Source organism: Paenibacillus sp. Soil766, from assembly GCF_001428105.1.
Lineage (GTDB): Bacteria > Bacillota > Bacilli > Paenibacillales > NBRC-103111 > Paenibacillus_E.
The window spans coordinates 46,274-61,354 of record NZ_LMSJ01000032.1 but is presented as its reverse complement, the minus strand read 5'-3'; the positions used below and the strand labels follow the sequence as shown (position 1 = coordinate 61,354).

Here is a 15,081-nt window from a genome sequence, read left to right as displayed (position 1 = left end):
CGTAAGAACTACGGATAGGGTTTTCTTCATAAAGGTTGTTTCCTCCTAATATTTGAAAGTTTTTGTTATAAAAACTTATAACCAACGGGGCGACTTTTAACTCTACTTGCTCGGTCAATCATTGTTTCTCTCTTCGTATAGCTTTTCGTATAGTTTTTCGTATATCTCCTCTGCTACAAACCTAGTATACGATACTCTATACGACATTTCATTGTTAAGTATTTTCCAGAAGCTACGTCATCGACGTAGTATGCTTTAGGTTTCATGAATACTTTATGTTTATTGCCGTTTTCGAAATTAAAATAAAACAGACCCAATGCCTCTGTTAGAGGTATTGAGTCTGTTTGTACTACCCTTTACTTACAAACTAATAATGAAAATTCCCGCATTAGTTATTTAGGAACCTTTTTCTGTTGTTTCAACACACGCATAGCCACCACTGATGCTTCGGCCCGTGTAAAGTTCTCGATTGGGTCAAATCTCAATGTTGTTTTCTTCTGGCCTTGAAGAAGAAGATTTTCTTTTCCTTCTATTAAACCTTCTTTGCTGATCGCATCAACCGATGTCAGCGCATAGAAATCAATGCTATTGGCATCAGTAAAGAGCTTCTGCAGGTTCGCTAATGATTTACTTTCATCTGCACTAAGCTTCGATTCGGCTGCGCGAGCAATCATAACCGCGGCATCTTGACGTGTGATTGCACTATTCGGCAAGAACATACCATTGGAGTTACCTCTAACGATACCAGCTCTTGCAGCAGCTTCAATATATAAGAAGTTATATTGCTCGAACTGCGTGTTACTATTGCTTCCAGCTAGGTTATAACCTCTCTGCACATCTACAAATGTGCTGTTGTTATAGCCAACACCTGTTTGCTGAGTATCCAGATTCTCTAGAGGAATATCAAAGATTTTCACAAGCATGGTAACAAATTCACCGCGGTTAATGGCATCATTCGGCATGAATTGGCCTGGTGATTTGCTGTTCATAATACCTTTGGAGTAGAGCGTGTCTAAGTCATTTCTAGCCCATGGATGATTTGTAACATCATTATAGCTATCATCCATGTACATAACTTGGAAATAACCAAATGAATTGATCGGAACAGTAATTGTGTTGGATTTAGGCTCAACGACACCGCCAATGTTTTTCCATGAAGGTGTAGCAGGTCCTTGTCCTGTTGCATTGTTAAAGTAGCCATATTGATAAACAGTCAGGTACTTCCACGAGTCATCTCTAATATTACCGTCATACTTGAGCGTCAACGTACCTCTTTCTGTAGGCAACACTAAATCATTGTAGTTACGATTATAAAATGGTGTTAGTTTAGGATCCGTCGTATTTGGAAAAGTACCTCCACCAAGAAATGCTTGCTGTAACGTTGCGTTGGTCGAATTCGCGGTAGACGGAATAATTCCCGCATCAACCCAAAAACGTTTACTAGCAGGTCTGAAATGGCCCGTCGGTTCAATTAGTAATTGCTTCCATCCTGTACTTTCATTGATTTTATCGATACGTCCATCATCGTTGTTGGCGATACCAAACAGCATTTGACGATCCGTTGTAATGTATTGCGTTGCATTGGTGCGATCATTCCGTATTAGCTTCGTATCTTTTGGAAATTTCAATTGAATATCGCCGTCAAAGATTTTCATCGCGCTGGTTAAAGGCGCTTTGTAGGACGCACCTTCAATACCTGTATCTGTGTTAAACAGAACGATACTACCATTCGTCTTACCTGTTCCACGGTTAACAGTGAATTTAATTTCATTCGCACCGACTTTTAGATTCTTAGCTTCGTAGAAGAAGTGCCCTGTCGTTTTGTCTAGGATAGCTTGTTCCTTACCTACCACAACGGAGTCTGCTTTATCAGCTAAAATTTCAAGCATATAATAATTCTGATTAATATTCGCTTGATCGATACCTTTGCTATTCTTGATGATCTGATTACGTTTCGGAGCCACGAAATCATAAGGAACTGGCTCTCTCGTTATCGTGATGAGTTTATTAGCTGTTGAACCTGATGTACTATTAGCGGCCACTAATTCAAATACATAGTCACCGTATTCCGTTAAATTATAGATAGCTGAGTTGAAATTTTGCACTGGTTTTACATATTGCGTTTGGCTCAATCCTATGGTTTGCATGCCTGTAAGCGTTGTGGAAGCCGCTTTTCGAACGTAGAGTGTAGCCCCTGGCATTCCTGTCGCAGGATTCACCACAGAGTTCAGAATTTCCCCCTGGAATTGAACAGTTCCCGCTCTTGTTACAAAGCTGTCCGGCAAGCTACCGGCAATAAACTCAGGATTGAAAGAATCCGCTTCAATAGGCTTTAAGTAATTGACCGCTGGGACATCGTCGGAAAGTATGAAAATATCTAAACTTGATGATGTAATTAATTTGCCGCCAATTTTCAGTGAAATTTTCAGCGTGTACTTACCGTCTTTGGTAAAGATATTATCCAATGCCGTTGTCAGAGTAAATGTGCCATTATTTAGTTTTGTCGGCATTTCCGCTGGCAAGACTGATAATGGCTTATCATTAATTGTATACTCGACATCATCATAATCATCTTCAGGAAGATTGACTACCCTACCTGTAATACACGGAACAGCAACTGTATTATTAGGGCAAGTTAGCTTAGCCGCGGCATTCACAACGATTCCATTAAAGATATTGTTGATAATGACATATGGAGCACCGGATATTAGCAAATTATATTGCTTCACTCCTGCGGTATTTGCAGTATCTACACCGTTTGTATAATAAGGAGTAATTTTGAGGTCCGTAGGGCCATCTGCTAGTCCTTCTAAATTAACCGTTGCATAAACTTCAGTGACTCCTCCAGTAGTTACTGACGCAGTTGGGAAATACCCGTTGCTATCTGCTCCAACCGTGTATGGCAAACCATTTAATTCAATCTTCACCTTTGTTGCAATACTATTCGTGTACACTTTGAGCGCAGCGGGGAAGTCCGTGATCTGCGTGGTACCTGCTTCACTCATCTTAGCTTCGTAATCGATGCCTCCTGCAGAGGCTCTTCGAATTACACCCACATGATCCACGTATGGCAGATTCGGATTCACATACGAATAATTATATTTGGAAATAGTTGTACCACCATTGATATCCGTGAACTTGAAAACAAGTTCTTGATAGGTGGAACCTGGATTTACAGGTAATGAGCCTGTAAAATCATAAATATTATAGTCATCTGCAGAACTTGTATTCTTGGACTTATTGGTGTCCTTGGTAATTGTAGCTGTCGGAGTCGCAGAATTGTTCAATAGACCTGTTATGGTAACAACAGGGGAGGTGGCATTCCTAAGGTCAATATGAAGGTTGGTTCCGCCCATTCCTGTTGAAGACACATCTGCATAAACATACTGCGTAACTCCACTTGATGTGAGTGGTACTTTAAAAGAAGACGCGATGTCTACGTCTGCAACAGCATTGCTTTGCAGATTTGGACTATCTACTAATTTCGAATAAGCACCCACTGCGCCAAACAACTTGATTTCCGCATCATAGGCAAATGCCTGACCATTGTCATAGACAAATGACCGAGTCGCTGTATAAAAGTTAGTAGTATTCTTAGCAGCAAACGTCACGATATTATCGCCTGGACGGAAATTAAGTTCATTGGTTCTGTTGGTATTTGTAATAAACGTGAAATCACCATTGATGAAGGCAGAAGGTTGGAAGATTGAACCTTGTAGGGAAGCTTCTACTTCTGTCGCGTTTGATGATAACCCCGTGATTGAGACACCTGTATAAGGTGCTTGTTTCGGATAAAATCCTCCGTCAATGAAGTCATCTCCGTTTATTTTGAGCTTCGTAATATTCGTTACCGGTGTGTAATAAGCGTAGGAAGGGCTTGAGGCAACACTGCCACTAGTACCATATTTAATGGTAATTCTATTAAGTCCTTGCGTCAATTGAACGTTCTGAAAAGACGCTTGATTACTGTTGGAAGTGCTCTTCACAGCTTTGTTAGTTGAGTTTGTGTTCGTTTGAGATGTGTTAAGATTATAAATTTCATAGAAAATGTTCGATATTTGGTCATCTGGAATACCATTGATGAGGAAATCAACGTTAATTGGATTCAATGTAAATCGATCTATCAAACCATCATTGGTGCTCGTCAGTTCAACACCAGGACCTGGTGTGTATAGATTTGTAACGTTAATTGTCCCAGCCGCACTTGCGGTCATAGCAGGCAGCATACTTAGTACCATCGCTAAAATGATGGTTAAGCTCGCCCATTTCTTTTTAAAATTTCTCAAGTGATAGCTCCTCCTTATGTTATCTAAATATGGTTAGTATTCAATAAGTAATACTTAATCTCTATGTAATACTAGCTTTCGACAATCCCTCCTATATTCTTCCATCATTCTACATGATTAGACGCAGCTGAACGCCAAAAGTTGTTGTACATTACTTATCGGTAGATCACCTTGAAATGTTTAGAGAAAGAACACTTTTTCCTTATAAATACAAAAAATCCAGCCTCAAGGGCTGGATTTCATATTTCCTTAGAAATTGCTTTAAAGTTATTTCCCTACGCGATCACTCTGTACCTGCTTACCTACTAGTCTTTGTAGGAAGTTGATTACAGGCTTGCGGCTTTTACTAATAATACCGATAGCCTCTGCCCCAACAAGCATAATGAGGAACAACGCTACTATAATCATAATGAGTCCCCAAGTAGAATCTTGGGATATAAATACTGAGCAGACTACCGCGCTACCACCGAAAATAGCAGCAATTCCATAGATAATCAGGACGCTTGTACGATGGCTGAAGCCCATTTGCAATAAACAGTGATGCAAGTGGCTTTTGTCCGGTGCCGAGATTGGCAGTTTATTCACATAACGGCGAAGCATGGCGAAGAACGTATCAGATAAGGGCACGCCTAGAATCATAATCGGAATTAAAAGTGAAACAACAGCAGCTTGCTTAAAGCCGAGAATCGAAAGTGTCGCAAGGGCGAAGCCCAGGAACAAGGCGCCGGAATCGCCCATGAAGATTTTGGCCGGATGGAAGTTAAAGAACATAAAGCCTGAAATACTTCCTAGCAAAATCACGCAAAGCAATATAACAGTGACATTGTTCATCATTAAAGCAAGAATGAGAATCGTTGTTGTTGCAATACCTGACACACCTGCTGACAAGCCATCCAGACCGTCAATCAAGTTAATTGCATTGGATACACCAACAATCCATACAATCGTAATTGGGATACTCAACCAACCAATCGGCAAGTTCGTTTCACCAAACGGAATATTGACCAAGTCTATTTTGAGTCCAAAGGAAACAACGATACAGGCAGCGATAAGCTGTCCTAAAAGTTTCCATTTGGGAGATAATTGAAAGCGATCATCCAGAGCACCTGTGACAACAATCACAAAGCCTCCGAGCAGAAGTCCAAAAGCAGCATTTGAGTTCACGGCATCAAGTGCTGGAGAGACGACGAAATAAGCTCCGACGAACGCGAGGAAAATCGCTAATCCTCCTAAACGCGGCATAATTCGCGTATGTACCTTCCGATGGTTCGGGGCATCAACAGCTCCTACCCAGAAGGCAAATTTTTTGACCAGGGGTGTCAGCAACAACGCCATAACGCACGCAGCAATAAACCCTATCGCATATAATCCATACATGTCTTCTTCACAGCTCCTCTTGTCATGGGTGGCGAGGCACCCGCCGAAATGAATTATACTCCCATTCCGTCACAAATACTACTGCTAAATTCATCTGAAATGACCGTTTTCAGCCAATTTTCAAAGATATTTTCATGATTTTGTGACGTTCTCTTTGTCGCGCATCACTTTCACTGCGAATTTCGGTAGAAGAAGCATTCTCTTATAGCGCCACGGCTCCTGAAGAAGCCGATAAAACCATTCCAGACGTAATTTTTGAAAAAATAGTGGTGCTCTTTTTAGCTTGCCCGAAAGCACATCGAAACTTCCGCCGACTCCCATCATCACCGGCACACCTAGTTGTTCTTTGTATTTCCCGATCCAAGGCTCTTGGTTCGCTGCCGCTCTACCGACTAGAAGCAGATCTGGTTCAGTATCTTTGATCGCTTGAATCACTTGAGCGTCCTCGGCATCTCCGAAATAGCCATCCCTCACCCCGACAAGGTTTACCTTCGGGTAAGTCGTGCGAATTTTATCAGCCGCGGCTTGAATAACTTCATTAGAAGCACCTAGAAGATAAACCTTCCATTCCTTCTGCTCCCCGACCTTCATAAGTTCATGGATTAAATCGTAGCCAGGCACCCTTTCTGCAACAGGTTGACCGACGTGATTAGCTGCCCACACAACTCCCGTTCCATCTGGAACGATCAACTCTGCGTGCTGCATCATTTTCAGATATGAAGGGTCATCCTGTGCTGCCATAACCATTATGGGATTAGCCGTAATAACCTGATGCGGCTGCTTTAACTCAATGACCTTTGTTAAGTAGTCGACGGTTTGTTTCATGCTCATTTTGGAGATTGGCACACCGTAAATTCGCACTTTCGGTATGGCTTGCAATGACGCCAGTGCTGCTGGCTGATTGGTTACAGAAGTCGAGCTCATCATATCTCTTCCTTATTATTGACGTTGTAAGTTGCTATTTGGTTGCCATTTGGTGGAATGTGGTTGAAAATCTATCTACTATTTCCTTTTGTAAAAGGAAATGATTCGCTGCGCGGGCAGCTGCGCTTGCGCCTTCAGCTGCTCAATCGCGGCGCGGCTCGACGCCGCCCACTGCTCGCGAGCATCGAGGAGGCCAAGCGCCTCCTCCGCAAATGCCGAAGCATCGAAGCGAGCTGTCGATGCGGCCGCTTGCATACCAAGCCTATGGAGGAACTGGTCGATCTTCGGATCGTACGAGATCCCTACCATAGGCACGTACTGCGAGGCTGCATAAATCAAAGAATGCAGCCTCATCCCGATCAGCAGGTCGCACGACGCGACCTGCGCGAGCATATCCTGCGGATGCGTGATGCCACGCACCATCTCCGCCCTGTTCTTGTGATCGCCCAAGCGATCGATCACGAACTGCGAAGCCACCTCATCCGAGGGGAGGTGGAAGGGCAAGAACCGCAGCTGCACATCCGTGCGTGCTGCGAGCAGCTCTTGCAGAGACCGCGCGAGAGCTTCCAGCTCGGAGCGGTCCTCGTTCCAGAAGCGGACGGACACGCCGATCGTCCGCACCGCACTAGCGCTGCCATCCAGCACGGCAGCAACCCCAGCACGGAGGGGCAAGCCCATCACCGGGTCAGGCACGACCGTGATGCGCTCCCGCGGGAGGCGCATCTTGCCCAACAAGTCCGCGGACTCCGTATCGCGGACCGACACGAACGCGCAGCGCTTGAATACGCTGCGGATCCAGCCATAGAACATCGGCCGGCTCACAGGCCCGATGCCTTGCGAATAAATAAACGTTGGCTTCCCGAGCCATTGGGCAATTTTCAACACAGCCAAGTAATACGGGATCGTCTTCGAGCTAGTAGCATCTTGCAGTAAGCTGCCGCCGCCGCTGATCAGACCATCGGATTCGCGCAAAGCTCGCAATAGTGAACCTGGCTTCATTCTATGATAAGATTTCACCCCGTACATCTCGGTCGTTTTCGCTGGATTAGCTGAAAGCACGATAGGTTCAATCTGAATGCCCTGCGCCTGACCTTGCTCCTGCAAAGCAAACAAAATCGACTGCAGCACAGCCTCATCCCCGCTATTATCGAAACCGTAGTAGCCGGATAACGCTATTTTGACAATTGGGGCTGTACCCATCGTTTCCAACTCCTTGTGAGGATTTCCCAAGCTGCAATGAGAACTAACCCGATGATTGCGCCTAGCACCAGTCCGTAGAAAATACGGATTAAGGAAATGTGCAGCGGTGTGTGTAGATGAGCGAACGTATCCACTAAAGACAGCTGACCCACGACACCAATGAACAGCAAGTACACCGCATGGCGATATCGAACAGACAAGTACGCACCCAGTACGAAGATCGGATGAGCGACTAGGAATTCTTTCGTCCGCGGGCGTACGCCCAACGTATTTTCCAAGAAAGAACGGAATAACTTCTCTATGGAAGAAGCTTGTCCTTCATTCCCTGTACGTGACAAGTAATAGAAGACTGCCGCAAGTCCTACGCCTGCGATCACGATCCACAACACACTTATATAGGAAGAAAGCAATTGGCGAATATTCGCGATCTTTTCCTTATACGTATTATTCTCACTAAAGAATAAGAGATACACACCAACTATGGCAATTGGAAGCAAATGCAGCATCCCAACACCTCTAAACTGCTGCAGGACCAAGGAGTACGTGACATGATTCAATAGTGCTACGACATAAACAATACCTAAACATGACACGAGCGACGTTCGTAGCAACTGCCACAGCCCATAAGCCAGTCCTGATTTCCACTTCGCTGCAACACCGGATCGCACAGATCGAATGGCCAGCATGACCGCAACGCTAGGTGCACTAATGGCTGTCGCCAACGCTAGCCCTTGCGCGTACAAATTCGCCGAAAGCGTATGTAAAGCCACTAAACCAAGCAATCCAAGTACGAAGAATACAATCGTTAATTCAGGCAAGAAGAAGGAAATCATCCATACAATCAAGCTTAATCCACCTAACAGCAAGAAGAAGCGAGCAATCTTCTGCCAACCTGTTGTCTGTACTTCGAATGCCTCAGCTTGTCCTAACGTAAAGCCTACGTCTTGGATACGAGGAATCGCACCGTCTTTACCCTGCAAGGATGCATAATAGGACGAAAGCGGATCAACAAGTTTGCCTTTATCTAAGCTTTTCACTGGTTTGGCATTTAGAAACACCATGCGGATATTGCGATCCTTCACAGCCAATACAAGCCGATCTGATACACCTTGTACACGATCAGCAAGCTCAGCTTTCTTCAGCGGCTCTGTCAGTTTCTCGCCATCTTTCTCTGTAAAAGAGTGCAATCGCACAACATTGTAATTCGTTTGTTTCGCTAACGTACTGAATCCTTTTTGCGGCTCCTTCAATAACTCAATCGCTGCGAGTCCGATGCCGTTTTTATTAAGAAGATCAGCCATTTTATTCAAATTAACTTCTGTATCTTCTTCGGTATACCCAGGGACTTCATTCCCGTCCACGATGATACGTTTGACGCCAAGATCATGGAACTGCTTAAGCAATGCATCCATCTCATTCGTATGGAACGGTCTGCGATTCGCTAACCGCGCGACGATTTGGAAGCCTTGCTCCTTCAACATTTGCAGCGTGATCGGGTCTGGATCCATCGCCTTAATAGAAGCATCATCCATGCTCATCTCAATGATGAGACCATTCCGGTTTTTGAAGCTCCAAGGCTTCACGCCTACTTTCAGATCCGCAAATGTTTTCTGGATAAGCGGCTCTATCTTCTGTTGTGTTTGGTTATCTGCGAACAGAACATAGGTATAGTTCTCACTAGGATTACCAAGTGTTTGGGTCAGCATAGCTGCGTCGCGGGAGTTATACATCTCAATGCGACGGCTCTCCTTGAACTCACCTAATGTACTTTCGTAAACAGCCATAGAGCTTATGCCCGCGGCTTTCATATTCTTCAACTCTGTGGCCACAAAGTTCTGTGGATTGGTCTGCACATCGGCAATATCCAATAAATCACGATAGTCGAATACGAATTCAACTTGATTCGCTGACGTTTCAGTTTGGTGACGTGTATAAGTGAGCGGCAAGGAGCACAGCATCCCCAAAATCACAATCCACCACAGTATGTTTCTTAACGGGTTGTTCCAGGTTTGATACACATTCACCAGTTTGTCCACTCCTTAGAGCATTTTACTTTCTGATCCCATATACATTCGAAAACCTCTCCGCCCCCAAACACGGGGAATATGCCCAATACATGGTAGATTTCATATCCAGCCATGAATTAGACGAGCTATCCCTCGCTTAGGTTCTGAAGAGGTTTTGTACACCTATTGCACTATCCGTCTACACGACTAAGTACGTATTGAATGATACCATCTAGCTGCTGAGCAGCCTTAGGTCCTGTTGCTCCTTGGACTGCAAAATAAAATTTAATTTTTGGCTCTGTGCCGGATGGACGTAAGCAGAACCAAGAACCGTCCTCTAGTTTGAACTTTAGAACGTTCTCCCGAGGTAAGCCATTAATCCCTTGTGCGTAGTCCTCTACCGAAATTACACGTGTACCGCTAATCTCGGTTGGTGGATTCGTTCTCCAAGCTTCCACCATGCGGCCAATTTGTTCCACGCCGTCTTTCCCTTTAAGGGTTCTTGATTCCAGTTTTTCCAAAAAGTAACCAAAGGATTCGTACAGCTCTTGCAGCACCTCATACAGGGTCTTGCCTTGCTTCTTATAGTAAGCCGCAGCTTCCGCGATTAACATGGCTGCGATAACCGCATCCTTATCTCTCGCATAATCGCCAGCCAAGTAACCATAGCTCTCTTCGTAGCCAAACAGATAGGTGTGTTCACCTGTTTTCTCGAATTGCGACATTTTTTCACCGATATACTTAAAGCCCGTTAAGGTATTCAGTGTTGGAATGCCATAGTGGTTAGCAATAACTGCGCCCATCTCACTCGTTACGATCGTTTTGATTACAACGCCGTTCGCAGGGAGTGTTCCACGCTCTTTCATACTCGACAATAAATAGTTCACAATAATCGCACCGGATTGATTACCCGATAGCACGACATATTCACCATTCGGATTTTTCACAACGGCACCCATGCGGTCAGCATCCGGATCGGTTCCGATGATAATATCGGCATTCCATTCTTTCGCTTGTGCAATTGCTAGCGTGAATGCTTCGCGCTCTTCCGGGTTGGGCGATTTGACGGTAGAGAATTGTGCATCCGGCAGTTCTTGCTCAGCAACAACACGCACTTGTTCGAAGCCAACGGCCTTCAGAACCTCGCGTACCGGTATATTACCTGCGCCATGCAGCGGCGTGAAAATCACACGGAAATCATCGCTTATTTCCTTAATGACGTCTGGATTTTGACTAACGGCCGTAACCGCCTGTATGTAAGCCTGATCGACGTCTTCACCTAACCAAGCGAGAAGTCCTTGCGCTTCTGCTTCTTGCTGAGACAGTTTTTTTACTTTATCAAAAGTATTGATACTCTGTACGTGTTCAATAACTTGTTCGGCAAACTCAGGCACTAACTGTCCGCCGTCTGCCCCGTACACTTTATATCCATTATATTCTGGTGGGTTATGGCTCGCAGTGACAACAACACCTGCTGTCGCACCTAGGTACCTGACGGCAAAAGAAAGCTGTGGTGTCGCATGCAGCGTCTTGAACAGATACGCTTTAATTCCATTACCCGCAAATACTAGCGCGGATTCCAATGCGAACTCAGGTGACATATGGCGGGAATCATACGCTAGAACGATAGCCGGATTAGCCACGCCTGTTCCATTGACATATTGTGCTAAGCCTTGGCTAGCGCGACCCACGGTGTATACATTGATACGATTCGTACCTGCACCAATGACCCCACGGAGACCGCCTGTCCCAAATTCAAGATCTTTATAAAAGCGATCCTCGATTTCTCTCTCATCTTCCCGAATAGCTTGAAGTTCTTGCTTCGTTTGCTCATCGACAGCTGGATCTTGGAGCCATAATTGATACTCATTCTGCACACGCGTCATCGTCGTAGGTTCATCTCCTTTATATGTATGGGCTATTTATTAGCAAGGGCGAACATAAGCTCACCTTCGACTACCACTTTGTCGCCAACTTTAGCCACAGCTTGACCTTTAACAATGGTGCCCTTTACCCGTGTGATGGTCATTTCTAAGGTAAGTGTATCTCCTGGTACAACTTGCTGACGCCAGCGAATGCCATCTGCACCTGCGAATAGGCCTATTTTGCCTTTATACTCAGGCATGGACAATACAGCTACAGCACCAACTTGTGCTAAAGCTTCAACTATCAGCACCCCCGGCATAACCGGATAGCCAGGAAAATGCCCTGCGAAGAAAGGTTCATTGATTGTAACATTTTTAATTCCTACAGCTCTAACCCCTTCTTCTACCTCCAAAATACGGTCAACCAGAAGGAAAGGCGGGCGGTGAGGAATGATCTCTTGAATTTGATTAATATCTAACATCGTGCGTTCGTGCTCCTTTCGAATACTTGTATAAAATACAAGGGAATTACTTACAATAGGAAGGTCCCTTCATATCCTGCAGAAGTGAAGGTTCATATAAGGGGAGCTTATGTAACGGTCTGTAAGACAGACCCTTACATAGGCTCTTTTTCATGGTGTGCCAGTAGCCGTTATTTCGCTCGAGCCCCACGATTTAATAAAAGAAACTGGAAAATATAAATGAATGATGTTAAGAAAGAGACCCCGATTACGTACCACAAATAGGTGATGGCAAAAGTGAATTCAAACACAATAAAGAGGATGGCGAAATAGTAGAGCACCGTCGTTAGCTTCCCCATAACGTTCGCTGGAACCGTCAGTTTGCCTCTGAAATGAAAGAAGGCGGAGCCCATAATCATGCCTGCGTCACGGATGAACATGGCCACTGCTGCCTGCCAAGGAATCATCTCAGATATGAGGAGAGAGAGGATGACCGCAATCATCATGCACTTATCTGCAAGCGGGTCTAGCATGACACCCATCGGAGTGATCAGCTTGCGCGTTCTAGCGATATAGCCATCTAGAATATCCGTCAATCCAGCTACAAGTAGTATAATGAAGGAGGTTCGGATGTGGTCATTGAAAAAAAGCACGAGATACACGGGGATTAGTACAAACCTGCTGATCGTGAGCATGTTCGGTATATTCAAAGTAATCCTCCTGCGCCTAAGTATCCGATCCGAAATTTCAATATTTGGTAGATAAATTCTTTATTCATTATACCGCTGCTCGCATAAAAATAAAACTCCCAAGCGGGAGTTCGAATTAATTCGCAAAAACGAGATCGTATAAATGCCGCCATGTGCTGATATGTAAAATTTCTGATGAAGGTTGATTGCCGAACTTCGTGTAGCCCACCCATAAACCAATATAGATCGCTGCAACGGCCAGCACTGGTATTCGTACAATTTTGAAAATAAGCCAAAGAATCTTCTGCCATCTCGGCCTTGGCTTCTTCTTGACTGGAGCAGGCTTATCTGCCACCATTGCCTATCCCTACCTTTCTACGAATATAAGAACGTATAAGTTTCACCTTATACGATGCTTATATTTCTCCATAAAACGCTCCCGTCCTTAAAGGACGGAGTATCCGTTTATTTTGGATCAAGCACGTAAATTGTTAGCCATGTTCATCATCTGATCAGAGGATGTGATGGCCCGGGAATTCAGCTGCAATGCACGTTGTACAATAACCAGGTCCGTCATTTCATCCGAGAGTGTAACATTGGATTGTTCCAGAAAACCCTGCATTAAGCTAACGCGAGTGGCCTCTGTTGCAGCCACGCCGTTCACATCTTGCAGGATATTCGCTTTCTCACCTTCAGTAATCCCCGTTGGAAGTGTGTATAAATTATCCCCCACATCTTGAAGAAGCTGCGGTCGCACGACACGAACCAGCTTGATTTGACCTAATGTTACGGGTGCAGCAGCTGGATCCTGTTCATTGTACCCTTTGATCGTACCATCTTTCTCAACGGCTGGTCGAATGCCTGACGGTACGTTAATCGGGCTTCCATCGATGTCTGCGACATAATGGCCCTCTTTCGTCGTAAGAACCGTTCCGCCCTGCCCATCCGGCGTTAAGCTGAATGCCCCGTTACGTGTCCAAGCGGGTTGAAACACTTGATTACCGTTCTCGTCCACCTTACTCACAGCAACTTCAAACAAGCCGTCACCTTGAATGGCGAAGTCCGTTGTATTACCTGTCGGCTGAATCGGGCCTTGTGCCAAATTCGTCTGAATTTGCACAAGCCTCGATCCCCAGCCTTGATTAAAACCGAGCGGCGAGAAGCGCCCTTGCTGACGGAACCCTTCAGGCTGTGCTTGCACATTCGTCAACACATCCTCGAAAGAGGCCTCTTTCTTCTTAAAACCGTTTGTATTCACATTTGCTATATTATTGGAGAGAATATCCAGCTTTTGCTGTAAGCTGTGCATGGATACCGATGAGTTGATCATGGAATTGTTCATGGCTGGCTCCTTCGCAAGCTAGATTTAGACGCGTCCTACTTCATTGGCTGCTTTGTCCATACTTTTATCATACGATTGGATCACTTTCTGATTCGCCTCATAGGCGCGCAGTGCCGACATCATATCTACCATGGACTGCGCGGAATCCACGTTCGAGCGCTCGATAAAGCCTTGGCGCACTTCGACTTGGTCGCCTGGTGCTACTTGCGTGATCGTCGCTTCATCTCCGGGATTAATACGCAATAGCCCATTACCCTCGCGAAGCAATAGATTCGGGTTCTCTGCACGTGAAAGCATCAACCCGATCGGTGCGCCTGCCGCACCCAGAATCGGGCGTCCGTCACTGTCCATAAACTCGCCTTTAGCCGTTACTTTGAAATTGGCGATCGGTTGCCCGGCTCCATCCAACAAGACCAAGGGTTGTCCATCTCGGCCCAATACTTGTTCGCCATTGGCATTAACAAGCTGACCTGCTGCATCGACAGTGAACTTCCCGTTTAAGGAGTAACGCTGCTCGCCATTCGGATTCAAAACGGTAAATAGCGCCTGCGGTTGGAACGTTCGTTCTCCTTCTCCATTTACATATTTACCTGTTGCATCAAATGCAATCCCCGGTAGTTGAATGTTGGAGACCAATGCAAAATCGAAAGGATTCTGCGTTTCTTGCAAATCACCTTGGGTGTGAACGGAGATACTCTCCTCCGAGAACACACCTAAGCTCATCCGCCCAAGCGGTGCTGGAGAGGCACCTTGTCCACCGCGAATCGTAGAAATCAGCATTTCTGGGAACGAACGCGACAAGGCATTACCCTGTTTAAAACCCGGAGAATTCAAGTTAGCAATATTATTTGTTATGGTATCGTGTCTGCGTTGCTCAGAAATCATCCCTGCCGCCGCGGTATACAGTCCTCTTAACATCTAGTCACCTCTT

General features: G+C 45.2%; 11 protein-coding genes. All 11 read right to left on the bottom strand.

Features of this window, described 5'->3' with window-relative positions; genetic code table 11:
- Window positions 1–392: 392 nt before the first annotated feature.
- The 11 genes from ASG89_RS23215 to ASG89_RS23165 all read right to left on the bottom strand — a co-directional run bounded on the left by ASG89_RS23215 (window position 393) and on the right by ASG89_RS23165 (window position 15,068).
- Window positions 393–4,286 carry an S-layer homology domain-containing protein gene (locus ASG89_RS23215; RefSeq protein WP_057313432.1) on the bottom strand — a complete coding sequence of 1,298 codons (3,894 nt, stop codon included), beginning with the start codon at window positions 4,284–4,286 and terminating at the stop codon, window positions 393–395.
- Window positions 4,287–4,553: 267 nt separating this feature from the next.
- Window positions 4,554–5,663, bottom strand: coding sequence for a glycosyltransferase family 4 protein (locus ASG89_RS23210; RefSeq protein WP_057313431.1), 1,110 nt, complete (start codon window positions 5,661–5,663; stop codon window positions 4,554–4,556).
- 132 nt (window positions 5,664–5,795) lie between these two features.
- Window positions 5,796–6,587: a WecB/TagA/CpsF family glycosyltransferase gene (locus tag ASG89_RS23205; RefSeq protein ID WP_057313430.1), complete on the bottom strand. Its 792-nt coding sequence runs from the start codon at window positions 6,585–6,587 to the stop codon at window positions 5,796–5,798.
- A gap of 78 nt (window positions 6,588–6,665) precedes the next feature.
- Window positions 6,666–7,787 (bottom strand): polysaccharide pyruvyl transferase CsaB, encoded by a 1,122-nt coding sequence (gene csaB, locus ASG89_RS23200; RefSeq protein ID WP_057313429.1) that lies wholly within the window; start codon window positions 7,785–7,787, stop codon window positions 6,666–6,668.
- Complete coding sequence (locus ASG89_RS23195; RefSeq protein ID WP_321166531.1) at window positions 7,760–9,811, bottom strand: DUF5693 family protein; 2,052 nt, start codon at window positions 9,809–9,811, stop codon at window positions 7,760–7,762. The genes csaB and ASG89_RS23195 overlap by 28 nt, the downstream gene beginning before the upstream one ends.
- Window positions 9,812–9,984: 173 nt before the next feature.
- Complete coding sequence (locus ASG89_RS23190) at window positions 9,985–11,679, bottom strand: phospho-sugar mutase (RefSeq protein ID WP_057313428.1); 1,695 nt, start codon at window positions 11,677–11,679, stop codon at window positions 9,985–9,987.
- Between the two features lie 32 nt (window positions 11,680–11,711).
- Window positions 11,712–12,140 carry a 3-hydroxyacyl-ACP dehydratase FabZ gene (fabZ, locus tag ASG89_RS23185; RefSeq protein WP_029195635.1) on the bottom strand — a complete coding sequence of 143 codons (429 nt, stop codon included), beginning with the start codon at window positions 12,138–12,140 and terminating at the stop codon, window positions 11,712–11,714.
- 170 nt (window positions 12,141–12,310) lie between these two features.
- Window positions 12,311–12,829 (bottom strand): CDP-alcohol phosphatidyltransferase family protein, encoded by a 519-nt coding sequence (locus ASG89_RS23180; RefSeq protein WP_057313427.1) that lies wholly within the window; start codon window positions 12,827–12,829, stop codon window positions 12,311–12,313.
- A 115-nt stretch (window positions 12,830–12,944) separates the two neighbouring features.
- A complete protein-coding gene (locus ASG89_RS23175) occupies window positions 12,945–13,166 on the bottom strand; it encodes a DNA-directed RNA polymerase subunit beta (protein ID WP_057313426.1) in 222 nt (73 codons plus the stop codon).
- A 117-nt stretch (window positions 13,167–13,283) separates the two neighbouring features.
- Window positions 13,284–14,150 (bottom strand): flagellar hook-basal body protein, encoded by an 867-nt coding sequence (locus ASG89_RS23170; RefSeq protein WP_057313425.1) that lies wholly within the window; start codon window positions 14,148–14,150, stop codon window positions 13,284–13,286.
- A 24-nt stretch (window positions 14,151–14,174) separates the two neighbouring features.
- Window positions 14,175–15,068, bottom strand: a complete 894-nt coding sequence (locus ASG89_RS23165; RefSeq protein WP_057313424.1) for a flagellar hook-basal body protein — start codon at window positions 15,066–15,068, stop codon at window positions 14,175–14,177.
- Window positions 15,069–15,081 lie beyond the last annotated feature (13 nt).

Bases quoted from the DNA above. Each gene is read 5' to 3' on its own strand.
- ASG89_RS23170 (WP_057313425.1), bottom strand. From the start codon at position 14,150: ATGAACAATTCCATGATCAACTCATCGGTATCCATGCACAGCTTACAG.
- csaB (WP_057313429.1), bottom strand. From the start codon at position 7,787: ATGGGTACAGCCCCAATTGTCAAAATAGCGTTATCCGGCTACTACGGT.
- ASG89_RS23175 (WP_057313426.1), bottom strand. From the start codon at position 13,166: ATGGTGGCAGATAAGCCTGCTCCAGTCAAGAAGAAGCCAAGGCCGAGA.
- ASG89_RS23210 (WP_057313431.1), bottom strand. From the start codon at position 5,663: ATGTATGGATTATATGCGATAGGGTTTATTGCTGCGTGCGTTATGGCG.
- ASG89_RS23165 (WP_057313424.1), bottom strand. From the start codon at position 15,068: ATGTTAAGAGGACTGTATACCGCGGCGGCAGGGATGATTTCTGAGCAA.
- ASG89_RS23205 (WP_057313430.1), bottom strand. From the start codon at position 6,587: ATGAGCTCGACTTCTGTAACCAATCAGCCAGCAGCACTGGCGTCATTG.
- ASG89_RS23190 (WP_057313428.1), bottom strand. From the start codon at position 11,679: ATGACGCGTGTGCAGAATGAGTATCAATTATGGCTCCAAGATCCAGCT.
- fabZ (WP_029195635.1), bottom strand. From the start codon at position 12,140: ATGTTAGATATTAATCAAATTCAAGAGATCATTCCTCACCGCCCGCCT.